This is a genomic window from Brevundimonas sp. (genome assembly GCF_046295595.1).
Taxonomy (GTDB): domain Bacteria; phylum Pseudomonadota; class Alphaproteobacteria; order Caulobacterales; family Caulobacteraceae; genus Brevundimonas.
Genome location: NZ_JBKBMX010000010.1, coordinates 40,928 through 63,222 on the forward strand (window position 1 = coordinate 40,928; position 22,295 = coordinate 63,222).

Genomic DNA, 22,295 nt, shown 5'->3' on the forward strand with positions numbered 1-22,295 from the left:
CGCGCGCGCCGCCCGGTTCCGGGTCTCCGAGGCTGCGCCTCTCCGCCCGGAATGACGAAAGCAAGGGTAGGGGCGTCAGAACCCTGTCATCCCGTACCCTGTCATCCCGACACTTCGGGGGTCATTCCGACACTCCCGGTCACCTCAAATCCGCACCGAAAGGGGCCGCCGTTCCCCCTGCGTCCGCTTTTGACGCAGGCCCGTGCATACTGGTGAAATGCCCGCCGGGCCTGATCTTTGACACCCTGAAACAGCCCGCCGACGCCGCCAAGGCGCGGCGACACCGCGATCGGGCCCGGCGTCCATTTGTTCATGAAGCGACAGCCCACATTTTTTCAGTGAGAACTCTGTCATCCCGTACCCTCGGCAGGGTCAGTCCAGCGGCTTCACCCGGTTCACATGGCCCATCTTGCGGCCCGGGCGGGCGTCGGCCTTGCCGTAGAGGTGCAGGCGGGCGTCGGGCTTGCCGGCCAGCTTCGACCACTGGTCGATCTCGTCGCCCAGCAGATTGGTCATTTCGACCCCGGCGTGGGCCGTCGTCGGGCCCAGCGGCCAGCCGGCGATGGCGCGGATATGCTGGTCGAACTGGTCGCAGACGCAGCCGTCCTGGGTCCAGTGGCCGGTGTTGTGCACGCGCGGCGCGATCTCGTTGACCAGCAGCGTGCCGTCTCCGAGATCGAACAGCTCGACCCCCAGCACGCCGATATAGTCGAGGCCCTCGAGGATGGCCGTGGCGATGGCCCTGGCCCGCTTCTCCGTCTTCGCGTCGACGGCGGCGGGGGCGATGGTGGTCTTGAGGACGCCGCCCTTGTGGATGTTCTCGCCCAGCGGATAGACGGCGATCTTGCCGTCGCGGCCGCGCGCGGCGATCACCGACAGCTCGCGGGTGAAGTCGGCCCGGGCCTCCAGAATGGCGGGGCGTTCGCCGATCGCGTGCCAGGCGTCGGCGGCCATCTTCGCCGAGCGGACCCAGACTTGGCCCTTGCCGTCATAGCCGTCGCGGCGGGTCTTCAGCAGGGCCGGGGCGCCCAGCCGCTCCAGCCCGGCCAGCAGGTCGTCGAGGCTGTCGACGGCGGCGAAGTCGACGGTCGCGGCGCCGACGCCGTTGAGAAAGGTCTTCTCCTCGACCCGGTCCTGGGCCACGGCCAGGGCTTGCGGGCCCGGCGAGACCACGGCCCCGCCCTCGACCAGCCGCGCCACCGAGGCGGCGGGCACATTCTCGAACTCGAAGGTCACGGCGGCGCAGGTCTGGCCCAGCACGCCCAGCGCCGTCGGATTGTCATAGGCGGCGACGATCTGGCCCTGGGACACGCGGCCGGCCGGGCTGTTCTCTTCCGGATCAAGGATGACGACGTTGAAGCCCAGCCGCGACGCGGCCTGGCTGAGCATGCGTCCCAGCTGGCCGCCGCCGAGGATGCCAAGAGTCGATCCGGGGGGCAGCGGGAACGCGGTCACTCAGTCCTCGACCGTCTCGTGGACGCTTTCCGTCTGGGCCTCGCGGAAGGCCGTCAGCCGTCCGGCCAGCACCTCATCCGACAGCGCCAGGATCTGGGCGGCGAGGATGCCGGCGTTCTTGGCCCCCGGCTCGCCGATGGCGAGGGTGGCGACGGGCACGCCGCCCGGCATCTGGGCGATCGACAGCAGGCTGTCCATGCCCTTGAGCGCCCTGGATTCGACTGGCACGCCCAGCACCGGCAGTTCGGTCATCGACGCGGCCATGCCCGGCAGGTGGGCGGCGCCGCCGGCCCCGGCGATGATGACCTTGTAGCCCGCGGCTTTGGCGCCGGTGGCGAAGTCGAACAGGCGTTTGGGGGTGCGGTGGGCGCTGACCACCTTCGCCTCCCAGGCCACGCCCAGCCGGTCCAGCGCGTCGGCGGCGTGCTTCATCGTCGGCCAGTCCGAGCGGCTGCCCATGATGATCGCCACAGCAGGCGTTCCGGTCGTCATGAGTCGCGGCCCTTTTCGACGAAAGCGGCGCGATACAGGACTCGCGTTGCGCCCGCAACCGACGGCGTTAGGCTCGGGGCCAGCCGGTGCGTGGTGAGTCGCTGGCCGGGGAGCCCATTCGCCTGTGACCGACGCGGCCGTCATCGACCCCATCGCCGAGATCGAGCGCCTGCGCGCCGAGGTCGAGGCCCTGCGCCGTCGCGCCGAGGCGGCCGAGGCGGCGGCCGACCACGACGTCCTGACCCCGGCCCTGAACCGGCGCGGCTTCGTCGCGGCGATGAAGAGCGCCATGGCCTTCTGCCAGCGCCACGAGGTGCCGGCCGTCCTGCTCTACCTCGACCTCGACGGCTTCAAGGGCGTCAACGACGCCCTCGGCCACGCCGCGGGCGACGCGGCCCTGGTCCATGTCGCGGAGATGATGCGGGCCAATCTGCGCGAGTCCGACGCCGTCGGCCGGCTGGGCGGCGACGAGTTCGGCCTGCTGATGCTCAACGCCGGTCTGGAAGAGGGACGCGACAAGGCCCGCCGGCTGGCCGCCGCCCTCGAGGAAACGCCGTTCGAATGGGAGGGCCGCTCGGCCGGTCTGGGCGGCTCGTTCGGCGTCCGCGCCTTCGCCGCCCACACTGACCCGGAAGTCTGGCTGGCCGAGGCCGACGCCGCCATGTGGGTGCGCAAGAAGGGGCGCTAGCCCCTAGGCGATGATGTCCGGCAGGACGATCGCCTCGATCTTCACGATCTCGTCGCGCAGGGTCAGCTTCTTGCGCTTCAGCCGGGCGATCATCAGCTGGTCCGGCACCGGCATGTGCGTCAGCGCCTCGATCGAGGCGTCGAGGTCGGCGTGCTCCTGGCGCAATTCCTTGAGCCGGGCGTGCAGCGCTTGGTCTTCCTCGCTCAGAAACGGATCGTCGTCATTCATGGTCGGGGCCCCGGAGGCGGGCTTATAGCGTGCGTCGGCTCAGGCCGGAAGTCGTTCAGCGAGCGCGGTCAGGCCGGGCCGCGGCGTCATCGGCGACCACTGCCGCGAGACCGCGATCAGGGCTTCCAGCACGGGCCTGGACGGCCCAGCGGGCGGGGGCGACAGGCCCTCCAGCGCCGCCAGCAGGCGGCGCTCGGCCTCCAGCTCGACGGCGTTGACCTGGCTTCGCACCGCCTCGCGGTCGGCGTCGTCGAGATCGGGATTGCGGCCCTTCATCTGGCGCCGCACCGCCCGTAGAGGCGCGATCGCCGCCTCCTGCCAGGCCCGGGCCACGTCGCAGGCGGCTTCCAGCGTGTCGGCGTCCGGCGCGCGCCCGGTCCGCGCCGCCCATGCCGCCCACAGCAGCAGCGGCACATTCTGGCCAGCGGCGTCCTGCAGGTGCAGACAGGCCTCGCCCACGCCGTCGGCGGCATAGGCCTTCACGGCCCAGTCCCACAGTTCGCTCATTCGTCTGTCGGGCCCTTGAGACCGTCCCAGCGGCGGACGCCCGACCAGTCGAGGCCGAACAGGTCCAGCGCCCGGCCGACGGACTGGTCGACCATCTCCGCGATCGAGGCGGGTTTGGCGTAGAAGGCGGGCAGGGGCGGGGCGATGATCGCCCCCATCTCGGTCAGGGCCGCCATGGTGCGCAGATGGCCCAGATGCAGCGGCGTTTCGCGCACCATCAGCACCAGTGGCCGGCGCTCCTTCAGCACCACATCGGCCGCGCGGGTCAGCAGGGTCGAGGTCACCCCGGTGGCGATCTCGCTCATCGTCCGCACCGAACAGGGGGCGACGAGCATGCCCATGGTGCGGAACGAGCCCGAGGCGATCGAGGCGCCGACGTCGTTGAGCCTGTGCGTCACGTCGGCGCGACAGGTCAGGTCATCGGCCGAAAGATCGGTCTCTTGCGACAGGGTCAGCAGGGCGGCACGGGTGACGACGAGATGGCTCTCGATGCCCAGTTCGCGCAGGGCGTCCAGCGCCCGGACGCCGTAAGCCACGCCCGAGGCTCCGGAAATTCCGACAATCAGACGGGCGGGCATTGAGCCGGAAAGGTTCCGTACGGCTCCGTTCACATCTTCGGCCAATTCGGGCTCCAGGGTGGTCCGTATCAGGACGGTCGGCAGTTCACTTGAATGTGATTCTACAGCCGGTCAGACCCGGCGCTGACTGTACTGGTCCCTTAGACATGGAGGCGCAAGCCATGACCATCGAAGCTCGTATCCGCGAACTGGGAAACCGTCACCGCAACCTGGATGAGACCATCCGGCGCGAGGCGACCCACCCGGCGGCGGACCCGCTTCACGTCAGGGAGCTCAAGCAGCAGAAGCTCCGGCTCAAGGAACAGATCACCAGTCTGGAGGCCCGGGCGCACTAGCGACGGCCTCCCGCACAAGGAAGGACGGCCCCGGAGCGATCCGGGGCCGTTTTCATTGTCAGTCCTTCTTGCCGAAGACCGACTCGGCGGTCGGCTCGGCCCCGCGGCGCTCGCGGGCCTCGGGCACGAATTCCGGCTCGGCCGGCTCGGCGGCGTCGGCGGGCTGCAGGGTGGCGCCGCCCTTCTTGGCGTCGTCCTTCGCCTTCTTGTCGGCGGCCTTCTTGACCAGTTCGTCCAGCGCCAGCTGGCCGACGAGGCCGAGGGTCACCGGATCGACCGGCTTGATGTTCGGGCTGTTCCAGTGGGTGCGGTTGCGCACGCTCTCGATGGTCGATTTGGTGGTGCCCAGCAGCTTGGCGATCTGGGCGTCGGTCACCTCGGGGTGGTTGCGCACGAACCATGCGATGGCGTCCGGGCGGTCCTGGCGACGTGAGACCGGCGTGTATTTCGGGGCCGGCTTGTGCGTCTTCAGCAGTTCGGCGTGGCGGCTGACCACGGCTTTCATGCGGTAGGTCTCGTCGTTCTGGGCCTTGTCCAGCTCTTCGCGGGTCAGCTGGCCGTTGACCACCGGGTCGGCGCCGCGGATGTCGCGGGCCACGTCGCCGTCGGCGATGCCGCGGACTTCCAGCGGATGCAGGCCGCAGAAGTCAGCGATCTGCTCGAAGGTCAGGGAGGTGTTGTCGACCAGCCAGACCGCGGTGGCCTTGGGCATGAGGATGTCGGTCATGAGCGTCTTTGCTTCTGTTCTTGGGCCGTTGAGACGGGTCCCGGATACGACGGCGCCCGACCTTTCGGCCGGGCGCGTATGACACCGATATAGGCTCATTCGCGGTAAAAGAAAACGAAAGTCAGACGGTCAGCACGATCTTGCCGACGTGGCCGCCCGCTTCGAGCCTGTGATGGGCGGCGGCGGCCTGTTCCAGCGGGAAGGTCGCCTCGACCGGGGGGCGCAGCTGTCCCGCCATGACCCAGGGCCAGGCGGTCGCCTCGACGGCCGCGATCAGCCGGGCCTTTTCGTCGGCGGGGCGGGCGCGCAGGGTCGAGCCGGTCAGGACGATCCGCTTCATCATCACCCGGGCCAGATCGATCTCGGCCCGGGCGCCGGAGAGGGTGGCGATAACCACCCACCGGCCGAACGGCTTGATGACGGCGAGATTCAGTGCCGCATAGTCCGCGCCAACCATGTCCAGCACGACATCGACGCCGCCGAAGGCCGTGATGGCGGCCTCGAGATCGTCGCTCTCCGCGTCGAGACTGAGGTCCGCGCCCAGCGCGCGGGCGGCCCCGGCTTTGGCCGCGCCTCGCGAAGTGGCGACGACCCGCGCGCCGGCGGCCCTGGCCATCTGGATGGCGGTGACGCCGATGCCGCTGGTCGCGCCGTGAATCAGCAGGGTCTCGCCGGCCTTCAGGCCCCCGGCCTCCCAGACATTGGCGAAGACGGTGCAGACCGTCTCGGGCAGGGCCGCAGCTTGGACCCAGTCGAGATCGCCGGGAACGGGCAGGGCGTGGCGGGCGTCGACGACGGCGTACTGCGCATAGCCGCCGCCGCCCAGCAGGGCGCAGACGCGGTCTCCGACGGCCCATCGGGCGACGCCGTCGCCGATCTGGTCGATCTCGCCCGCGACCTCGAGGCCGAGGATGTCCGGGGCGCCTGGCGGCGCGGGGTAGCGACCCTGCCGCTGCAGCAGATCGGGACGGTTGACCCCGGCGGCGCGCACACGGATGCGGATCTGGCCCGGCCCGGCGACCGGATCAGGCCGGTCGACGAGGACCAAGGCGTCCGCGGAACCCGACCCGCCCTTGATTTCTATCGCCTGCATCCGCGTCCCGTTCTTGCAATCGTCCGTGTCCGGGCGTTCAGATAGGCGCCTGTCCGTGCAATGGCCAGGAAGGAGGCGGTGATGTTCGAGGACCTGGAGCCCCGTCCGGCGCGGGGCGCGCCGCTGATCGCCCTGACGCGCGAAGATCTGGACAACTATTCGGTCGAGGACCTGCAACAGCGTATCGCCGGGCTGGAAGCCGAGATCGCGCGATCGAAGGCCGCCATCGAGGGCAAGTCCTCGCAGCGCAGCGCGGCCGACGCCATGTTCAACTTCCGCTCCTGAAACGGCTCCTGAATCAGTCCTTTGGCATGGCCGTTGCAGGCGGTTCATGCACCGCGCGAAACCGTGCCGGTCGTGATACGGATGCGCCTTGCCGATGAGTTTGACCGAGTTGATGCCCAGCGACGATCTTATTCCCTCGCCCGCCGGCCGCAGCCGGGCCGCCGTGGTCGACGACTTCGCCCGGTCGGAGCTGTTCGACCGCACCTTCCGTGAAGGCATGGAGCTGGTCGAGGACACCGCCGCCTATCTGGACGGGGACGGCCGGCGCGAGTCCAAGCTGCTGTCGCGGGCCACGGCCCTGGCCTATGCCGGCGAGAGCATGAAGCTGACCACCCGGTTGATGCAGATCGCCTCGTGGCTGCTCGTGCAGCGGGCGGTGCGCGAGGGCGACATGACGGCGCTGGCGGCGTGCGAGACGCGCTACCGGCTGGCCGATCGCAAGATCGAGACCGAGCCGACGCATCCCGAACTGCCGATCGCCCTGATCGAATATCTGGTCCGGGCCGAGAAGCTGTACGACCGGGTGCTGCACCTCGACCGCCGCATGTACCTCGACACGCCCGAAGAAGAGGCGGTCAATCCGGTGCAGAGCCAGCTGGACCGGCTGACCGCGGCCTTCCGGCAGTAGGCCTACGGCCCGACGTCGTTGGCGTCGCGGCCGCCGCCGTCATCCACGACCTTGGGCAGGCTGACGGCGATGCCGAGGGCCTCGGCCAGCTTGTCGTCGCGGCCATAGACGTCCTCGCGGAAGGCGACGCGGCCCTGACCGTCGACGAAGGCGGTCCAGTACAGCAGGCGCACGGTGATTTCCCGCCCGGTCTGAATGCGCTTGGTCTCGCGGGTGTCCTGGGCCTCGTCGAACTGGCCCAGCAGGGTCGGGTCCGGCGACAGCAGCAGGCGGGCGAACTCGACGGCCCCCTGCACCCGGACGCAGCCGTGGCTGCGCTGGCGCATCGACAGATTGAACGCCGACTTCGACGGGGTGTCGTGCAGGAAGATGGCGTAGCTGTCGCGCAGCTCGAACTTGACATAGCCGAGGGCCGCGGTCGGGCCAGCGCGCTGGATCACCGTGCCGTTCGACATGTACATGTTGTTGGCCGCCAGATAGCCGGGACCCTTGGGCAGGATCTCGTTGCGGGCGATCGTGGCGGGCACGTACCACGGCGGATTGGCGACGACCGAGGCGAACTGCTTCTCGAGGCTGGGAGTCTGGTTGTCCGGCGAGCCGACGACGACGCGGTTCGAGTGAACCGGCTTGCCGTCCTTCCAGTAGACCATGATGGCGGCGGCGGTGTTGACCTCGATGCGCTCGGGGGCGACGTCGCGGGCCAGCCAGCGGCGGCGTTCCAGATTGAGCGCGATCTGGCGGGCGCGGTCCTCGGCCGAGGCCGACAGCGAGCGCTGGGTGCCCGTGCCAATGCGGCCGTCGGCGCCGAGGCCGTGGCGCACCTGGAAGCCCTTGACCGCCTCCACGAGCTCGGGCCCGTAGGCGTTCCCCATGGCGGCGAGACGGGCGCCGTCGGCGGCGGACAGATCGCCCTCGGCGACCAGGCGCTCGATCAGCACCGGAATGCGGGCGTCGCTCGTCCCCGGCTCGATGGTCGGGCCGGCGCGGAAGACCGGCCAGCTGCGGCCGTCGCGGATCATCCGGCGATAGCGCACATAGCCGGCCGACAGGTTGGAATAGCCGATGTCGGTGGGGGCGAGGCCCTCGAACCAGTCGATCAGCCGGTTCTGGGCGAGGGCGTCGTTGAGGCCGAGCGGCAGGTCGACGCGGTTCTTCTGCATCTCCCACAGGTCTTCGACGGTCTCGGGCCGGACCCGGCCCTCGGCGAGGACGCGGGCATAGCCCAGCGCCGCCGCCGTGGTGCGCATCTCGGCCGCGGCGCGCAGGGCGGCGAGGGCGTCGAAATCGAAGAAGTCGCCCTGTGACAGGCCGTGCCGTTCGGCGCGACCGGCGGCGCCCTGAAGGGCGCGCAGGCGTTCGGCGGTCCACACCGGGCGCCAGCCGTTCATCTCGTAGAAGGCGCGCACGTCGGGCTGGATGGCGGCGGGCAGGCGGGCCAGCTGGTCGTTGAAGCTGTCGTAGAAGGCGACCGACGCGGGATCGCGGCTCTGCGCCATGGCGGCGAGGCCGTTCGCGGACGCGAGGGCGGTCACCGCCACGCCCAGACCCAGTTGTCGTCGATTCATCACTGCTGCTCTTCGCCCGATTCCACGCAGGGTTCTGCGTCTACGCCCGGTGGTCCAACGCCGGCATGGTATCGGCGTTCCGGCCAAACACAAAGGCGCCGGTCCGGGGACCGACGCCTTGCTGCACGTCCTGGCGGGAAGTGTGGCCGTAAAGCCAGACCGCCTACTTCTTGATGAAGCCGCCGAACTTGTTGTTGAAGCGCGAAACGCGGCCGCCGCGGTCCATCAGGTGCTGGTTGCCGCCGGTCCAGGCCGGGTGCGTCAGCGGATCGATGTCGAGGTTCAGCACGGCGCCTTCCTTCTGATAGGTGGAGCGCGTCTGATAGGTCGTACCATCGGTCATCGTCACGGTGATGAAGTGGTAGTCGGGGTGCGTATCGGCCTTCATGGTCGGTATCCGGTCTCTGCGCGATGACGATGCCGACCGTCGGTGCGCGAAAATGAGAAAACCCGCCGGATGGCGGCGGGAATGAGCGGCGGCGTTTACACCGGGGCCCGTTCCGGGGCAAGAGGCGCGCGCCATGACAGACACGACCGCTCCCGCCGCCGATCCCGCCGATCTTCACGGGCGACCCGGCGCCGGCGCGCTGCTGATGGAGCAGATGGGCGAGGCCGGCGAGCGGCGGGCCAAACGGCGGGATATTCGCCCGCTGGGCCGGTTGTTGCCCTATGCCCTGCGCCACAAGGGCCATATGGCGATGGCGGCGGCGGCGCTGATCCTGTCCACGGCCGCGTCGCTGGGGTTGACGGTGGCGGCGCGCGGCGCGATCGACAACGGCTTCGAGAACAATGGCGAGCGGCTGAACCTGTGGTTCCTCGTCCTCGGCCTGAACGCCCTGTTCCTCGGCCTGGTGACGGCGGTGCGCTTCTTTTTCGTCACCAAGACCGGCGAGCGGGTCGTCGCCGACGTGCGCAAGGGGCTGTTCGGCCGGATCCTGACGCTGGACCCGTCCTTCTACGCGACCATGCGGACCGGCGAGGTGCTGTCGCGGCTGACGACCGACATCGCCCTGGTCGAGACCCTGCTGACCACCTCGGTGTCCTTCGCCCTGCGCAATCTGCTGACCCTGATCGGCGGGACCGTCCTGCTGTTCATCGTCAGCCCCAAGCTGACCGGGCTGGTGCTGCTGGTGGTGCCGCTGCTGCTGGGGCCGCTGTTCCTGTTCGGGCGCACAGTGCGGCGCCTGACGGTGGCCTCGCAGGACCGGTTCGCCCAGGCCGTGGGCTTCGCCGGCGAGAGCGTCGACGCCATCGAGACGGTGCAGGCCTTCGGCCGCGAGAAGAGCGCCATCGCCCGGTTCGGCGACGCCGTCGAGGCGGCCTTCGGCGTCTCGCTGGTGCGGATGAAGGCGCGGGCCCTGATGACCGCCATGATCATCGTGGTGATGTTCGGCGGCGTCACCCTGGTGCTGTGGCTGGGGGCCCAAGACGTGATCGCCGGGCGGATGACGCCGGGGGCCCTGCTGCAGTTCGTGCTGCTGTCGGTGTTCGCGGCCGGCGCCGTGGGCGCGCTGGGCGAGAGCTGGGGCGATGTGCAAAAGGCGGCCGGGGCGATGGAGCGGATCGACGAGCTGATGCGCAGCGCGCCGTCGATCGCCCCGCCGGCCACCCCGAGGGCCCTGCCCGAGCCGCCGCTGGGCGAGGTGTCGATGTCGGCGGTGCAATTCAGCTATCCCGGCCGGCCCGACCTGCCGGCGCTGAAGGGCTTTTCCCTGACCGTCCGACCCGGCGAGACCGTGGCCCTGGTCGGGCCCTCGGGGGCCGGCAAGAGCACGGTGTTCCGGCTGCTGCTGCGCTTCTACGATCCCCAGTCGGGCGTGGTCTCGGTCGACGGGATCGATGTGCGCGAGGCCGATCCGGTGGCCGTGCGCGGGCGCTTCGCCTGGGTCTCGCAGGAGGCGCCGCTGTTCTCGGGCTCGGCCAGCGAGAACATCCGCTTCGGCCGCGAAGCCGCCAGCGAGGCCGAGGTCCGCACCGCCGCGGAGGAGGCCCAGGCCCTGGGCTTCATCACCGCCCTGCCGGAGGGGTTCGACACGCCGCTGGGCGAGCGCGGCAAGAGCCTGTCGGGCGGCCAGCGACAGCGCATGGCCATCGCCCGGGCGCTGGTGCGCGACGCGCCGATCCTGCTGCTGGACGAGGCGACCTCGGCGCTGGACGCCGAGAGCGAGCGGCTGGTGCAGGCGGCGCTGGACCAGGCGATGGAGCACCGCACCACGATCGTCATCGCCCACCGCCTCGCCACCGTGCTACGCGCCGACCGCATCGTGGTGATGGAGGACGGCCGGGTGGTGGAGGAGGGGACCCACGCCGCCCTGATCGCCCAGGGCGGGCTGTATGCGCGGCTGGCGCAGCTGCAGTTCCGCGCGGGGTGACCCTGTCGCCCAAAAATCGCGAAACCCTGTCATCCCGACACTTTCGGTCAGCCGATCCTGGGCGGGGCGGCTCTGTCGCGACGATGTCAAAGACCGTTCGCGCGCAGTGTAGGGCGGCGGTGCGTCAGGATCGGTCGTAGGGGGCGGGGTCCGGCGGGGCGGGGGATTCCGGGGCGCGGGGGCCCGTCCGGCGGGGCCCGGGCGGTGCATAAGCCGTCGCCCGACGCCTGATCCGGTCGTCGTTCCGCAGAGGCCTCGCCTCGGGAGGGCGGGGCGCCCGGGATGACAGGGTTTGACGCGGTTTGGCCGGGTTGGCAGGTATCGGGAATCCACCCCGAGGGCGGAGGGTGAGCGGGGATGGGCTGGACCAGAGGGCTTCACCGGGTCCGCCGTCGAGTCAGCAGTCGACCCCTTGCAGACATTGCCTTCCGCTGATCAAACTTCTGACATGACGACACACTTGCTCTACTGGCCCTCCCTGCTCGTAGCGGCGTTTGGCGGGGTTATCTTCGCCGTGGGCGCGGTCAGCGAACCGGCTCGCTCACTTTTGGCGCCTCCCACGACCTTGGTCGCGGCTGGCGCGGCGACAGTGCTGTTTGCCCGGCTGCTCTTTGATCCAAGATGCCATCGAGGTATCGACGCGGCTAATCGGGAGGTGATGGGTGGCATTGGGTTTCCCCGTTGGATGCCGATTTTCGACCCTCAATGGGGCTTGTTCGGAAGCCGGGGAGGCTCGCCCCTTCTCCTCACGATCCGGGCGGTCCTCATCGTTGAAGTCGTTGCCGCGATGGTGTTGACGGGCCGTGGAGTTCCAGACCTTCACTATCTCGCGCTTGCATCCTCGTTCGTCGCAATGCTGCTCTCAATCCTCCATGTCGGGTTAGCCAGAAATGCAGCAGATGAGAGGTCCGCTTCCCGGAACTGAGTGAATAGCCGCTCCCGACCCATTGCGGACGGGCGGTGGTGCCAGCATCATCGGCAAATGACCGAGACAGACACTCGCTTGCTGCGTTCGCTCGCCTTGATGTGCGATCAGTATCTCCAATCGCCCGAAGGCGACCTTGACCACCTGTGTATGAGCGCAGGCGAAGAAGCTGTCGACCTGCTGGTCGGATATGGGCTGGTGACGCCTTCGGCAAGGGGCGGAGAGTGGAGCGAGGCGGGGTTAGCTCTCCTTCGATCCTGATGTCCGCCGACGACGCGTTGGGGACGTTTGCGAACGATAGAAAACATTGTTGAGCAGAGGCAGCGCGCCGTCAGGTGACCCATGAAGGCTTACATCAACACAGCATATACGATCGTCAGATGGGTGTTCATAATCTGGGCAATCATCTTCCTGATCGGCGGTGCAGTATTCGCGTCTGATATTCTGACAGTGCCGGATACGCCGGTTGGATGGAGCGACGTCGCAATGTCAGGCGCGATGAGCTTCGCGTCATTCGTCGGGTCATTTTTCGTCTTGGCCGTCCGACGAGCGCACAACGCTGTCATGGATCGATAGCTGTTCACTGCCGTGAAGCTGGGGCGTTCATTCGACAAAGAGCGGAGACGCGATGTCTGCTTCCCCCTTGTGGCACTTTCCGCTCCCGACCCATTGCGGACGTTGCAGCAGGCGATGTTCGGGCTAGTCTGACTGCATGACTGCGTTCACGAACCTCGAAACGGCGGTGCTCGCTCTCATTTGCGAGACCGATGGCCGACAGCTTGCGCCAGATCAACGCCAACTCCTCAAGTCGCACTTGGCTACCGCCCATGTGGTCGAAAGGGACAACACTGGGCATGGGTTCTACACGACCTTCGAGGTTGATCGGAGCGCGACCCCCAAGCTTGAAACCATCAGCATGATCGACGCGCCAAACATGATTATGGAAGGGCTCGGCGAGGAAAATGCTTTAGGCTTCATCCTCTGGGCGGAAGACGGATATCCCACGACGCTTGAGGGCTTTCAGTATGGCGACCGGGCGGGGCAGACCGTCGACCTGCACGACTACGACCAAACGAAGCTTCGCTTTAGGGAAACCAGTTGGAGCTAATTCCCGCATTTGGCCTCCAAGGCAGCGTCCGCATCGACCCATTCCGGACATCGCATGACCGGCTACCGTGCGGATATGAGCCAACGGCCAAACTACTCTGCAATGACAATCAACGAGCGTCTCGCCGAAGCTGGCCTACTTGACGCGTTCGATAAAGCAGCGACGACCAGAGACCGAGCAGCCATGCTTCGCCTGCTGGTGGAGGTAGATGTTCCCGATCCAGCTTCGACCGCCGACCCAATCCTCAATGACCCGAAACGATACGGCTACTGACGCCCGCTTTCGACCCGTTGCGGACGTGTTAGTGCTTCCGCCACCGCCTCTCAGTTCACGATCCGACCGAAAGCACTTCGTTGAAACACGAGCAGATTATAGTTCGGTATGATCGGGGACGGCTCGTTGCCGAAGTTGGGCTCTCTTTGCTTCTGATAGCGGCCGTTTGGGTTTGGCCGGTATTTGAGGGCGTTACCCGGTCGCAGGAGGCAGCGGAACGATCTCTGACCGGCTATGGCCGCTTGCCGCTTTAGCCACCCCACTCGCACTGTATTTTGTAGGTGACATGTTGTTGCGCCTGGTCCGGCAGAAGCCCGGCATTTCTTGCGATGGCGCTGGGATCAGCAGCGCGGCAACGGGCACAATCCCCCTCGGGGCTATCAAGCTAGTCAGGTGGCACGGGAAGCCCAAGGGCTCGTGGCCCGGATCGAACATCGAAATCGTTACAGAGACTGGTCGAAGCCGGAAAATCTCAGTGGCGATCCTCCTAGAGGACGACGTTGCTCCAGCCAGTGAGATCGTCTCCAAGTTTCCGGGCCCTTAAAGTCCGCTTCCCACCCATAGCGGTCCTTCCCGGCGATGGCTTTTGCACCTCGCCCCTTCGACCTCGCCGTCGTCATCCTCGGGCTTGACACGAGGATCAGAGGCCGTAGGCGGGCTGCGGGGGCGTGACGGCCCCGTGAGCGCGCCGGTGCACCGCTCGACGGAGCACCGGATGGTCTGATCTTCGGGTCAAGCCCGAGGATGACGGATGAGGGGCGGCGCACGAGACGGCGCTTTCCGGCGAAACCCGCCGCCTCTCTCACCCTACCCCGCGGCCATGATCCCGCAGGCCACCCGGTCTCCCGCGCCGCCGATCGGCTGGCTGCGGTGGTCGTCGACATTGGCGTGGATGACCAGGGCCGAGCCGTCGGCGTCCCAAAGCCACTGGCCCGGGCCGGTGGCGGCGATACGGGCGCGGGTGGTGAAGACCTCGGCGCGGATGCGGCCCTGGGCGTCGGCGTGGATGTTGGGCAGGTCGCCGTCGTCGGGGCCCTGGGCGTTGAGCAGGCCGTGCGGGGCCTTGGGCTCGGCGTGGTTGATGTGGCCGCCGGCCGAGGTGAAGGGGGCGGCGCATTCGCCGGTGGCGTGGATGTGGACGCCGTGCCAGCCGGGGGTCAGGCCGTCGGCCTCGATGCGGATCACCAGGCCGGTCGACCCTTGCGTCAGGACGGCCCGGCCGATGTTGGCGCCGGACGCATTGATCAGGGTCGCCTCGCCGAAATCGCCGACGGCGGCCCGATCCGGCGCGCTGCCGTAGTCATTGTCGGTGACGCTGACGCAGGCGCCCAGCACGGCGGCGAGGGGCAGGACGGCGAGGGCGAGACGGCGGGAGGCGCGCATGGTGAAATATCCCTTGTGCTGATGATGGCTGACACGCGGCTTCGCTTTGCCACCACAGCCCCTGGATGCTAGAAAACCCGTTAGCGGATCACGTTCCGATTCCGGCCATTTAAAGCCCGATTTCCTTGACCGACGACAGCTACACCAACGCCCTGCCGCCCTCGTCGGGCGCAGGCGGCGACATCTCCACCATCACCATCGAGGACGAGCTGCGCCGCTCCTATCTCGACTATGCGATGAGCGTGATCGTCAGCCGCGCCCTGCCGGACGCGCGCGACGGGCTGAAGCCCGTGCACCGCCGCATCCTGTATTCGATGCACGACCTGAAGATGACGCCGGACAAGTCGTATTCGAAATGCGCCCGCGTCGTCGGCGACGTGCTGGGCCGGTTCCACCCGCACGGCGACGCCTCGGTCTATATGGCGCTGGTGCGCATGGCCCAGCCGTTCTCGATGGGGCTGATGCTGGTCGACGGCCAGGGCAATTTCGGCTCGGTCGACGGCGATATGCCGGCCTCGATGCGCTACACCGAGGCGCGGATGGCCCCGGCCGCCCTGGCCCTGCTGACCGACATCGACAAGGACACGGTCGATTTCCAGCCCAACTACGACGAGAAGGAGCTGGAGCCCGTCGTCCTGCCGGCGCGGATCCCCAACCTGCTGGTCAATGGCGCGGGCGGCATCGCCGTCGGCATGGCGACCAACATCCCGCCGCATAATCTGGGCGAGATCGTCGATGCGGCCGTGGCCCTGCTGGACGATCCGAACATCGGCGACGAGGCCCTGCTGGACATCGTTCCGGGTCCGGACTTCCCGACCGGCGGCGAGATCATGGGCCGCACGGCCCCGCGCAACGCCCTGCGTGAGGGCCGCGGCTCGGTCATCGTGCGCGGCAAGGCCTCGATCGAGACCATCCGCAAGGACCGCGAGGCCATCGTCGTCACCGAGCTGCCGTTCCAGGTCAACAAGCAGAGCCTGATCGAGCGGATCGTCGAAATGGTCCGCGAGAAGCGGATCGAGGGCATTTCCGACGTGCGTGACGAATCCGACCGCGACGGCATGCGGATGGTGATCGAGCTGAAGCGCGACGCCTCGGGCGACGTGGTGCTGAACCAGCTGTGGCGCTTCACCGCGATGCAGAGCTCGTTCGGCGTCAACATGCTGGCGCTGAATCACGGCCGGCCGATCCAGATGGGTCTGCGCCAGCTGCTGGAAGCCTTCCTCGAGTTCCGCGAGGAGGTGGTCGTCCGCCGCATCAAGTTCGAACTGGCCAAGGCCCGCGACCGCGGCCACGTGCTGGTCGGTCTGGCCGTGGCCGTGGCCAATATCGACGAGGTCATCCACATCATCCGCAGCTCGGCCGATCCGGCCGAGGCGCGCGAGCGACTGCAGGCCAAGGCCTGGCCGGTCGGCGACATGATGGCCCTGATCGAACTGATCGCCGACCCGCGCTCGATGCTGGTCGACGGCGACAAGCTGAACCTGACCGACGAACAGGCGCGCGCCATCCTCGGCCTGACCCTGTCGCGCCTGACCGGCCTCGGCCGCGACGACATCTTCGGCGAGGCGCGCGGTCTGGCCGACACCATCCAGGGCCATCTGACCCTGCTGTCGGACCGGGCCAACATCCTGGCGGTGATCCGCGAGGACCTGCTGCTGGTGCGCGAGGAGTTCGCGGTGCCGCGGCGGACCCTGATCGGCGACGGCGATTTCGAGCTGGAAGACGAGGACCTGATCCCGCGCGAGGACATGGTCGTGACCGTGACCCACGGCGGCTACGTCAAGCGCGTGGCGCTGAACGCCTACCGGACCCAGCATCGCGGCGGCAAGGGCCGCTCGGGCGTGGCGATGAAGGACGACGACGCCGTCGTCGGCGTGTTCTCGGCCTCGACCCACACGCCGGTGCTGTTCTTCGCCACCAACGGCAAGGCCTACAAGCTGAAGACCTGGCGGCTGCCGCTGGGCGGGCCGACCTCGCGCGGCAAGGCGTTCGTCAACCTGCTGCCGATCGAACCGGGCGACAGCATCATGAACGTGCTGCCCCTGCCCGAGGACGAGGCGGAATGGGCGAACTACGACATCATGTTCGCGACCCGCTCGGGCGATGTGCGGCGCAACAAGCTGAGCGATTTCGCCACCGTCAATCGGGCCGGCAAGATCGCGATGAAGCTGGAAGACGGCGACCGCATGGTCGGCGTGGCCCTGTGCAAGGCCGAGGACGACGTCATGCTGACGACCGCCCTGGGCCGGGCCATCCGCTTCAAGGCCGACGACGTGCGGGTGTTCAAGGGCCGCGACTCCACCGGCGTGCGCGGCGTGCGTCTGCAGAAGGACGACGAGGTCATCTCCATGGCCGTGCTGGGCCGGGTCGACGCCACGCCGGAAGAGCGGGCCGCCTATGTCAAACACGCCAACGCCATGCGCCGCGCCGCCGGCGACGAGGACGACGCGCCGGTCGAGGCCGACGACGAGGCGGTGGCGGAAGCTGCCCTGTCGGTCGAACGGATCGCCGAACTGGGAGCGGCGGAGCAGTTCATCCTGACCGTGACCGAGACCGGCTTCGGCAAGCGCTCGTCGGCCTATGAGTATCGCCGCACGGGTCGCGGCGGCCAGGGGCTGACCGCCCACGGCCTCGGCGGCCGGGCGGGTGCCCGCCTCGCGGCGTCCTTCCCGGTGCAGGACGACGACGACCTGCTGCTGGTGACCTCGGGCGGACAGATGATCCGCACGCCGGTGGGCCAGGTCCGCATCGTCGGTCGCTCCAGCCAGGGGGTGACCATCTTCCGCACCGCCGACGGCGAGCGGGTCGTCTCGGTCGAGCGTCTGCCGGACAGCGGCGGCGACGAGGGGTCGGACCTGGACGTCGCGGAGGGCGAGGGCGGCGACGCCTGATCCATGGGCGCCGATCGCAAGCTGCTGGTGGATGGGGAGCCCGTTTCCGAGGGCGACCTGACCTATCTGGCGCTGGCGAACTACGGCGCCTACACCTCGTTCCGCGTCGAGCAGGGTGGGGTTCGCGGGCTGGATCTGCATCTGGCCCGGCTCGAGGCCTCGGCGCTGGAGCTGTTCGGCGAGGCGGTGGCCGAGGCGCGGCTGCGCGAGCTGATGCGTTCGGCGGTCGGGGGGCAGGGCGATTGCTGGCTGCGCGTCAGCCTGTTCTCGCCTGAGGTCTGGCCGCGCACGCCGGGCTGGACCGGCCGTCCGAAGGTGATGATCGGCGCCTTTCCGTCACCGCCGCCGCTGGCGGAAGTCGGCCTGCGGCTGCAGGTCCAGACCTATGCCCGGGAATTGGCCCACGTGAAGCACACCGCCAATTTCGGACTGATCCGCGCCCGGCGGCTGGCCCGCGCGGCCGGGTTCGACGACGCCCTGTTCGCCGATCATGACGGGCGGATCTCCGAAGGCAGTCTGTGGAACATCGGCTTCGTCCGCGGCGACGCGGTGATCTGGCCGGAGGCGCCGATGCTGACCGGGGTCACCCTGACGCTGCTGCAGCGCGGCCTTGAGGCCCGCAGCGCCCCCAGCCGGACCGAACCGGTCCGGTGGAAGGATCTGTCCCGCTTCGACGGCGCCTTCATCTGCAACAGCGCGACGCCGGCCTGTCCGGTCGCCTCGATCGATGCGCTGGCGTTCGATCCGGGCGCCGCGCCGCTGGAGCTGCTGCGGGCGATCTGGGCATCACAGCCCTGTCAGCCGATCTAGGCCGTCCCCTTGGCACCTGCTAGACGACTGTAATGGCGGGGGAGACACGCATGCGCATCGGCCTGTATCCGGGCACGTTCGATCCTGTGACCAACGGGCATATGGACATCATCGGCCGGGCGGTGAAGCTGGTGGACCGGCTGGTCATCGGCGTCGCCCGCAATGACGACAAGGGCCCGTTGTTCACCACCGACGAGCGGGTGGTCATGCTCCGGGCCGAGGTCGCCCCCCTCGGCGACAAGGTCGAGGTCAGGGCCTTTGACAGCCTGCTGATGCATTTCGCCGAGTCCCTCGACGCCAGCATCATCGTGCGCGGTCTGCGCGCCGTGGCCGACTTCGAATACGAATTCCAGATGACGGCGATGAACCAGCGCCTCAATGCCGACATCGAAACCGTCTTCCTGATGGCTGACCCGCGGCATCAGGCGATCGCCTCGCGGCTGGTCAAGGAGATCGCCCGCTTCGACGGCGCGATCGACAGTTTCGTCAGCCCCGCCGTCGCCAAGGCCGTGCGGGCCAGGGTCAAGGGATCGTCACCGCTTTGAACATCGTCACCGCCGCCGTGCTTTCGCTTTCGTTGCTGGCCGCCGCGCCCGCCGTCGCCCAGACGACCGCCGGGGACTGGCGCGCAGTCGCGCCGGAAAATCTGCTGGTGATCGACACCTCCAAGGGTCGGATCCTGGTCGAGATGGAGCCGCGCATCGCCCCGCTGTCGGTCGGACGGATTCGCACCCTGGCGGATCAGGGCTTCTATGACGGCCACAAGTTTCACCGGGTGATCCCGGACTTCATGGTCCAGACGGGCGATCCGCTCGGCACCGGCGAGGGCGGCAGCGAGCTGCCCGACCTGGCCGCGGAGTTCGAGTTCCGGCGCGGCCGCGACGCCGGCTTCCTGCCCGCGGCGCCAACGCCGCGGGGGCAGGCGGGCCTGGTCGGCTCCGTGCCGGTGGTGACCCAGCCGGACGCCCAGATGATGGTCACGGCCGACTTCAAGGCCGGCGCCCAGGGCCTGTTCTGTCCGGGTGTCGCGGGCATGGCGCGGGCCAGTTCGCCTGACAGCGCCAATAGCCAGTTTTTCCTCATGACAGCGACCAAGGACTCCCTGAACGGCGTCTATACCCCGTTCGGGCGCGTCGTGGCCGGGCTCGATGTCGCCCGCGCCCTTGAACCGGGGCTGGAGGCCGAGAACGGGCGGGTCGAGGACCCGGACGTCATGATCCGGGCGCGGACCGCCGCGGCCATGCCCGACGGGGAGCGACCGGTCGTGCGAGTCATGACCGGCGCGGGGCTTGAGGCCGAGGTGGCCCGGGTCCGGGCCGAGCGGGGCGCCGCCTTCAACATCTGCGACGTCCAGCCGCCGGTCGAGGTCGTCGGAGGCTGAACACGATAGTCCCGGGGAGGATGCCATGAAGTCGAGATCCCACGCTGCCGTCCTGCTGGCGGCCGCCCTGTGCGCCACTCCGGCCCTGGCCCAGGACGTCGGCGGCCCGCCGCCGCCGCCCGCGCCGACGCCGGAGACGACGATCGGGGTTACCGAATGGCGCGCCGTCCCGGCCGAGAACCTGCTGGTGATCGACACCACGCGCGGCCGTATCCTGCTGGAGCTGATGCCCGAGGTCGCGCCGCTGCACGTCGAGCGGATCAAGCTGCTGGCCCGGCGCGGCTTCTACGACAATGTGCCGTGGCACCGGGTGATCGACTGGTTCATGGCCCAGACCGGAGACCCGCTCGGCAATGGCGAGGGCCAGAGCCCCTATCCGGACCTCAAGGCCGAATTCACCTTCCGGCGCGACCCGACCATGCCCTTCGCGGCTGCGGCCGAGCCGATGGGGGCGCGGGTCGGCTTCTTCCATTCGCTGCCGGTCCAGACCCAGCCCGATTCCGCCTTCGCCCAGACCGGCGACGGCAAGGTGCACGGCTGGGGGCTGTACTGCCCGGGCGTCGCCGGCATGGCGCGCGACGAGGGCAATGACACCGCGAACAGCCAGTTCTTCATCATGCGGCAGGCCTATCCGGCGCTCGACAAGCGCTATTCGATCTGGGGCATGACCGTGGCGGGCCTCGACGTCGTGCGCGCGCTGCAAGTCGGCGACGGCGACAACGGCATGATGAGCCAGGCCCAGCCCGACCGCATGACCCGGGTGCGGGTGGCCGCGGACATCCCGGCGGCGGAGCGGCCGGGCGTGCAGGTGCTGGCGCACGACTCCACCCGCTTCCGGGCGCTGGTCGACGAGGAGCGGACCGCGCGCGGCGCTGATTTCTCGGTCTGTGACGTAACGCTGCCGGTGCAGGTCTCCGACGCGGGCTAGCGCCGCCGGCGGCGACGGCGGGGCGACCGGTCCTCGCGCATCCGTTGCAGCAGCAGGCCCTCGCGCAGGCCGCGGTCGGCGACGCGGACCCGTTCCGACGGCCAGGCGCGCTGCACCGCCTCCATGATCGCGGCGCCGGCCAGCACCAGATCGGCGCGGTCGGGTCCGATACAGGCCTCGGCGGCGCGGCCGGCGGGGCCCAGATCCAGCAGTCGCCCGGCCGCCTGTTCGCAATCGCCACGCGTCATCCACAGGCCATCGACCAGATTGCGCTGATAGCGCCGCAGGCCGAGGTGAATGCCGGCGAGGCTGGTGATCGCGCCCGAGGTGCCGACCAGATGGGCCCGGCCGGCGACGAACAGCTCGCGCAGCGCCGGCCCGACGGGCGCCGCAGCCAGGGCCTGGGCCATGTCGGCGACCATGGCCTCGTACCACGGATCGAGCGAGCCGTTGGCGGCGTTGCGAGGCTCCGGATGCCGTTCGGCGAGGGTGACGACGCCGATCGGAGCGGACATCCAGCCCTCCAGCACAAACACGCCATCGGTGCGCCTCAGCCAGCTGAGCTCGGTTGAGCCGCCGCCGACATCCACGACCAGCACCGCCTCGGCCGACTCGTCAAACAGGTTGAGGCAGCCCTCGACCGCCAGACGGGCCTCCTCGATCGGGTCGATGATCCGCAGCCTGAGGCCGGTGCCTGCCCGGACCCGTTCGATGAAGGCGGCGCCGTTGTCGGCCTGGCGGCAGGCCTGGGTGGCCACCGCCATCAGGCGGGTGGAATCCACCCCCTTCCTGGCCACGCGTTCACTGCACAGGACGAGGGCCTCATAGGCCCGCTCCATGGCCTCGTCGCCCAGTTGCCCCGTGCGGGACAGGCCTTCGCCGAGGCGGACGATGCGACTGAAGGAGTCGACCACGCGAAAGCCGTCCCGCGCCGGCCGGGCGATCAACAGGCGACAATTGTTGGTCCCCAAATCGAGCGCGCCGTAAAGCGGCGCGTCCCGACCTGATGCGCCGGATCCGTCGGAGGCGCCGCCGCGGGCGCGCTGACCGCCGGACCTGGAGCGCTGGGACCGGTGGCCGCCCGGGGGGGCGGCATCGGTCTCCGGCATTGGGCCGAACTTTCACGGTGGGCGGTCCAAATCGGCGCCCGTCCCGGACAACCTAGACCCGCGACGGCGCCGACGCCAAGGACGGGTGACGTGAAAATGAACGGCGCGGTCGGCATGCGGCTCAGGTTGCCGGGCGCAGTCTGGCGTCATGACCGATGAAATCGTCGCCAAATTTGGCCTGGGCCAGATCGTCCGCCACCGCGAAGCCGCCTTCCGCGGCGTGGTGATCGACGTCGACCCGGTGTTCGCCGGCAAGCCCGGCGACACCGGCGAGATATCGCCCCTGCAGCCCTTCTATCAGGTGCTTGCCCTCGGAGAGGAGGGCGGCTTCGTCGCCTATGCGCCCGAGGACGCCCTGGAACACGACCCGGAACTGTCGTCCGTCGCCCGCGAGGCCGAGGCCCGCTGGTTCACCGTCGACCGCATGGGCCGGTACGCGCCGAAGTCGCATGCCATCCACTGACGCTGGCGTCCCGGCCGCGCCCCGCCTAGATTGGCGTCAAGGGACCGTCAGAGTCCGCTGCAAGCAGGAGC

The 22,295-nt window shown here is 68.9% G+C and carries 26 protein-coding genes; 15 read left to right on the forward strand and 11 right to left on the reverse strand.

What is annotated here, in order from left to right; translation table 11 throughout:
• Window positions 1-372 precede the first annotated feature (372 nt).
• The gene (locus ACK4JY_RS08555; RefSeq protein WP_409604681.1) at window positions 373-1,455 is read right to left on the reverse strand and encodes a 5-(carboxyamino)imidazole ribonucleotide synthase; all 1,083 of its coding nucleotides are present in this window, start codon (window positions 1,453-1,455) and stop codon (window positions 373-375) included.
• Entirely contained in the window at window positions 1,456-1,947 is a 492-nt protein-coding gene (purE, locus tag ACK4JY_RS08560) for a 5-(carboxyamino)imidazole ribonucleotide mutase (RefSeq protein ID WP_409604683.1), read from the reverse strand. It lies immediately after the preceding gene.
• Between the two features lie 124 nt (window positions 1,948-2,071).
• On the opposite strand from purE, the gene ACK4JY_RS08565 reads away from it, so the two are divergent.
• Window positions 2,072-2,635: a GGDEF domain-containing protein gene (locus tag ACK4JY_RS08565; RefSeq protein WP_409604685.1), complete on the forward strand. Its 564-nt coding sequence runs from the start codon at window positions 2,072-2,074 to the stop codon at window positions 2,633-2,635.
• A 3-nt stretch (window positions 2,636-2,638) separates the two neighbouring features.
• Here ACK4JY_RS08565 and ACK4JY_RS08570 read toward each other — a convergent pair whose 3' ends face one another.
• Genes ACK4JY_RS08570 through ACK4JY_RS08580 form a run of 3 tightly spaced genes read right to left on the reverse strand, consistent with a single transcriptional unit; the run spans window position 2,639 to window position 3,948 of the window.
• A complete protein-coding gene (locus ACK4JY_RS08570; protein WP_409604687.1) occupies window positions 2,639-2,863 on the reverse strand; it encodes a YdcH family protein in 225 nt (74 codons plus the stop codon).
• 39 nt (window positions 2,864-2,902) lie between these two features.
• Window positions 2,903-3,370: a TIGR02444 family protein gene (locus tag ACK4JY_RS08575; protein ID WP_409604688.1), complete on the reverse strand. Its 468-nt coding sequence runs from the start codon at window positions 3,368-3,370 to the stop codon at window positions 2,903-2,905.
• Window positions 3,367-3,948, reverse strand: coding sequence for a UbiX family flavin prenyltransferase (locus ACK4JY_RS08580; RefSeq protein ID WP_409604690.1), 582 nt, complete (start codon window positions 3,946-3,948; stop codon window positions 3,367-3,369). Before ACK4JY_RS08580 ends, ACK4JY_RS08575 begins: the two co-directional genes overlap by 4 nt.
• A gap of 161 nt (window positions 3,949-4,109) precedes the next feature.
• On the opposite strand from ACK4JY_RS08580, the gene ACK4JY_RS08585 reads away from it, so the two are divergent.
• Window positions 4,110-4,283, forward strand: a complete 174-nt coding sequence (locus ACK4JY_RS08585) for a YdcH family protein (RefSeq protein ID WP_409604692.1) — start codon at window positions 4,110-4,112, stop codon at window positions 4,281-4,283.
• A 58-nt stretch (window positions 4,284-4,341) separates the two neighbouring features.
• Here ACK4JY_RS08585 and ACK4JY_RS08590 read toward each other — a convergent pair whose 3' ends face one another.
• Together ACK4JY_RS08590 and ACK4JY_RS08595 are read right to left on the reverse strand one after the other, a co-directional pair.
• Window positions 4,342-5,010, reverse strand: a complete 669-nt coding sequence (locus tag ACK4JY_RS08590) for a DUF1013 domain-containing protein (RefSeq protein WP_409604694.1) — start codon at window positions 5,008-5,010, stop codon at window positions 4,342-4,344.
• A 121-nt stretch (window positions 5,011-5,131) separates the two neighbouring features.
• Entirely contained in the window at window positions 5,132-6,103 is a 972-nt protein-coding gene (locus ACK4JY_RS08595) for an NAD(P)H-quinone oxidoreductase (protein ID WP_409604696.1), read from the reverse strand.
• An 81-nt stretch (window positions 6,104-6,184) separates the two neighbouring features.
• Between ACK4JY_RS08595 and ACK4JY_RS08600 the strand changes: the two genes are divergently transcribed.
• A complete protein-coding gene (locus ACK4JY_RS08600; RefSeq protein ID WP_409604698.1) occupies window positions 6,185-6,388 on the forward strand; it encodes a DUF1192 domain-containing protein in 204 nt (67 codons plus the stop codon).
• A gap of 94 nt (window positions 6,389-6,482) precedes the next feature.
• Window positions 6,483-7,016, forward strand: a complete 534-nt coding sequence (locus ACK4JY_RS08605) for a DUF1465 family protein (RefSeq protein ID WP_409604700.1) — start codon at window positions 6,483-6,485, stop codon at window positions 7,014-7,016.
• 2 nt (window positions 7,017-7,018) lie between these two features.
• On the opposite strand, the gene ACK4JY_RS08610 is transcribed toward ACK4JY_RS08605, so the two are convergent.
• Both ACK4JY_RS08610 and rpmE read right to left on the reverse strand, forming a co-directional pair.
• Window positions 7,019-8,581: a murein L,D-transpeptidase gene (locus ACK4JY_RS08610; RefSeq protein WP_409604702.1), complete on the reverse strand. Its 1,563-nt coding sequence runs from the start codon at window positions 8,579-8,581 to the stop codon at window positions 7,019-7,021.
• Between the two features lie 163 nt (window positions 8,582-8,744).
• Window positions 8,745-8,969: a 50S ribosomal protein L31 gene (gene rpmE, locus ACK4JY_RS08615; RefSeq protein WP_409604704.1), complete on the reverse strand. Its 225-nt coding sequence runs from the start codon at window positions 8,967-8,969 to the stop codon at window positions 8,745-8,747.
• A gap of 133 nt (window positions 8,970-9,102) precedes the next feature.
• On the opposite strand from rpmE, the gene ACK4JY_RS08620 reads away from it, so the two are divergent.
• From ACK4JY_RS08620 to ACK4JY_RS08640, 5 genes are all read left to right on the forward strand, one after another.
• On the forward strand, window positions 9,103-10,953 hold the full coding sequence (locus tag ACK4JY_RS08620) for an ABC transporter transmembrane domain-containing protein (RefSeq protein WP_409604705.1): 1,851 nt from the start codon (window positions 9,103-9,105) through the stop codon (window positions 10,951-10,953).
• Window positions 10,954-11,401: 448 nt separating this feature from the next.
• Window positions 11,402-11,878 carry a hypothetical protein gene (locus tag ACK4JY_RS08625; RefSeq protein ID WP_409604707.1) on the forward strand — a complete coding sequence of 159 codons (477 nt, stop codon included), beginning with the start codon at window positions 11,402-11,404 and terminating at the stop codon, window positions 11,876-11,878.
• Between the two features lie 342 nt (window positions 11,879-12,220).
• Complete coding sequence (locus tag ACK4JY_RS08630) at window positions 12,221-12,454, forward strand: hypothetical protein (RefSeq protein ID WP_409604709.1); 234 nt, start codon at window positions 12,221-12,223, stop codon at window positions 12,452-12,454.
• Window positions 12,455-12,590: 136 nt separating this feature from the next.
• The gene (locus ACK4JY_RS08635) at window positions 12,591-12,986 is read left to right on the forward strand and encodes a hypothetical protein (protein ID WP_409604711.1); all 396 of its coding nucleotides are present in this window, start codon (window positions 12,591-12,593) and stop codon (window positions 12,984-12,986) included.
• A gap of 54 nt (window positions 12,987-13,040) precedes the next feature.
• Window positions 13,041-13,259 (forward strand): hypothetical protein, encoded by a 219-nt coding sequence (locus ACK4JY_RS08640; protein WP_409604713.1) that lies wholly within the window; start codon window positions 13,041-13,043, stop codon window positions 13,257-13,259.
• 807 nt (window positions 13,260-14,066) lie between these two features.
• On the opposite strand, the gene ACK4JY_RS08645 is transcribed toward ACK4JY_RS08640, so the two are convergent.
• Entirely contained in the window at window positions 14,067-14,642 is a 576-nt protein-coding gene (locus tag ACK4JY_RS08645) for a superoxide dismutase family protein (RefSeq protein ID WP_409604715.1), read from the reverse strand.
• A 125-nt stretch (window positions 14,643-14,767) separates the two neighbouring features.
• On the opposite strand from ACK4JY_RS08645, the gene gyrA reads away from it, so the two are divergent.
• The 5 genes from gyrA to ACK4JY_RS08670 are packed head-to-tail and all read left to right on the forward strand — an operon-like array spanning window position 14,768 to window position 20,652.
• Entirely contained in the window at window positions 14,768-17,533 is a 2,766-nt protein-coding gene (gyrA, locus tag ACK4JY_RS08650; protein ID WP_409604717.1) for a DNA gyrase subunit A, read from the forward strand.
• A 3-nt stretch (window positions 17,534-17,536) separates the two neighbouring features.
• Window positions 17,537-18,343 (forward strand): aminotransferase class IV, encoded by an 807-nt coding sequence (locus ACK4JY_RS08655; RefSeq protein WP_409604719.1) that lies wholly within the window; start codon window positions 17,537-17,539, stop codon window positions 18,341-18,343.
• 50 nt (window positions 18,344-18,393) lie between these two features.
• Window positions 18,394-18,888 (forward strand): pantetheine-phosphate adenylyltransferase, encoded by a 495-nt coding sequence (gene coaD / locus ACK4JY_RS08660; protein WP_409604795.1) that lies wholly within the window; start codon window positions 18,394-18,396, stop codon window positions 18,886-18,888.
• Window positions 18,885-19,724, forward strand: coding sequence for a peptidylprolyl isomerase (locus tag ACK4JY_RS08665; RefSeq protein ID WP_409604721.1), 840 nt, complete (start codon window positions 18,885-18,887; stop codon window positions 19,722-19,724). The genes coaD and ACK4JY_RS08665 overlap by 4 nt, the downstream gene beginning before the upstream one ends.
• Window positions 19,725-19,749: 25 nt before the next feature.
• The gene (locus ACK4JY_RS08670; RefSeq protein ID WP_409604723.1) at window positions 19,750-20,652 is read left to right on the forward strand and encodes a peptidylprolyl isomerase; all 903 of its coding nucleotides are present in this window, start codon (window positions 19,750-19,752) and stop codon (window positions 20,650-20,652) included.
• Here the strand turns inward: ACK4JY_RS08670 and ACK4JY_RS08675 are convergent.
• Window positions 20,649-21,761, reverse strand: a complete 1,113-nt coding sequence (locus ACK4JY_RS08675) for a Ppx/GppA phosphatase family protein (RefSeq protein ID WP_409604725.1) — start codon at window positions 21,759-21,761, stop codon at window positions 20,649-20,651. The genes ACK4JY_RS08670 and ACK4JY_RS08675 overlap by 4 nt on opposite strands.
• A gap of 148 nt (window positions 21,762-21,909) precedes the next feature.
• On the opposite strand from ACK4JY_RS08675, the gene hspQ reads away from it, so the two are divergent.
• Window positions 21,910-22,224, forward strand: coding sequence for a heat shock protein HspQ (gene hspQ, locus ACK4JY_RS08680; protein ID WP_409604727.1), 315 nt, complete (start codon window positions 21,910-21,912; stop codon window positions 22,222-22,224).
• Window positions 22,225-22,295 lie beyond the last annotated feature (71 nt).

Excerpts from the sequence above, each read along its gene's own strand:
- ACK4JY_RS08570 (WP_409604687.1), bottom strand. The coding sequence starts at position 2,863 with ATGAATGACGACGATCCGTTTCTGAGCGAGGAAGACCAAGCGCTGCAC.
- ACK4JY_RS08585 (WP_409604692.1), top strand. The coding sequence starts at position 4,110 with ATGACCATCGAAGCTCGTATCCGCGAACTGGGAAACCGTCACCGCAAC.
- hspQ (WP_409604727.1), top strand. The coding sequence starts at position 21,910 with ATGACCGATGAAATCGTCGCCAAATTTGGCCTGGGCCAGATCGTCCGC.
- ACK4JY_RS08645 (WP_409604715.1), bottom strand. The coding sequence starts at position 14,642 with ATGCGCGCCTCCCGCCGTCTCGCCCTCGCCGTCCTGCCCCTCGCCGCC.
- ACK4JY_RS08595 (WP_409604696.1), bottom strand. The coding sequence starts at position 6,103 with ATGCAGGCGATAGAAATCAAGGGCGGGTCGGGTTCCGCGGACGCCTTG.
- ACK4JY_RS08580 (WP_409604690.1), bottom strand. The coding sequence starts at position 3,948 with ATGCCCGCCCGTCTGATTGTCGGAATTTCCGGAGCCTCGGGCGTGGCT.
- ACK4JY_RS08590 (WP_409604694.1), bottom strand. The coding sequence starts at position 5,010 with ATGACCGACATCCTCATGCCCAAGGCCACCGCGGTCTGGCTGGTCGAC.
- ACK4JY_RS08575 (WP_409604688.1), bottom strand. The coding sequence starts at position 3,370 with ATGAGCGAACTGTGGGACTGGGCCGTGAAGGCCTATGCCGCCGACGGC.
- ACK4JY_RS08610 (WP_409604702.1), bottom strand. The coding sequence starts at position 8,581 with ATGAATCGACGACAACTGGGTCTGGGCGTGGCGGTGACCGCCCTCGCG.
- ACK4JY_RS08640 (WP_409604713.1), top strand. The coding sequence starts at position 13,041 with ATGACCGGCTACCGTGCGGATATGAGCCAACGGCCAAACTACTCTGCA.
- ACK4JY_RS08625 (WP_409604707.1), top strand. The coding sequence starts at position 11,402 with ATGACGACACACTTGCTCTACTGGCCCTCCCTGCTCGTAGCGGCGTTT.
- ACK4JY_RS08630 (WP_409604709.1), top strand. The coding sequence starts at position 12,221 with ATGAAGGCTTACATCAACACAGCATATACGATCGTCAGATGGGTGTTC.
- ACK4JY_RS08675 (WP_409604725.1), bottom strand. The coding sequence starts at position 21,761 with ATGCCGGAGACCGATGCCGCCCCCCCGGGCGGCCACCGGTCCCAGCGC.
- coaD (WP_409604795.1), top strand. The coding sequence starts at position 18,394 with ATGCGCATCGGCCTGTATCCGGGCACGTTCGATCCTGTGACCAACGGG.
- ACK4JY_RS08600 (WP_409604698.1), top strand. The coding sequence starts at position 6,185 with ATGTTCGAGGACCTGGAGCCCCGTCCGGCGCGGGGCGCGCCGCTGATC.
- ACK4JY_RS08635 (WP_409604711.1), top strand. The coding sequence starts at position 12,591 with ATGACTGCGTTCACGAACCTCGAAACGGCGGTGCTCGCTCTCATTTGC.
- ACK4JY_RS08670 (WP_409604723.1), top strand. The coding sequence starts at position 19,750 with ATGAAGTCGAGATCCCACGCTGCCGTCCTGCTGGCGGCCGCCCTGTGC.
- ACK4JY_RS08605 (WP_409604700.1), top strand. The coding sequence starts at position 6,483 with ATGAGTTTGACCGAGTTGATGCCCAGCGACGATCTTATTCCCTCGCCC.
- purE (WP_409604683.1), bottom strand. The coding sequence starts at position 1,947 with ATGACGACCGGAACGCCTGCTGTGGCGATCATCATGGGCAGCCGCTCG.
- ACK4JY_RS08620 (WP_409604705.1), top strand. The coding sequence starts at position 9,103 with ATGACAGACACGACCGCTCCCGCCGCCGATCCCGCCGATCTTCACGGG.
- ACK4JY_RS08655 (WP_409604719.1), top strand. The coding sequence starts at position 17,537 with ATGGGCGCCGATCGCAAGCTGCTGGTGGATGGGGAGCCCGTTTCCGAG.
- rpmE (WP_409604704.1), bottom strand. The coding sequence starts at position 8,969 with ATGAAGGCCGATACGCACCCCGACTACCACTTCATCACCGTGACGATG.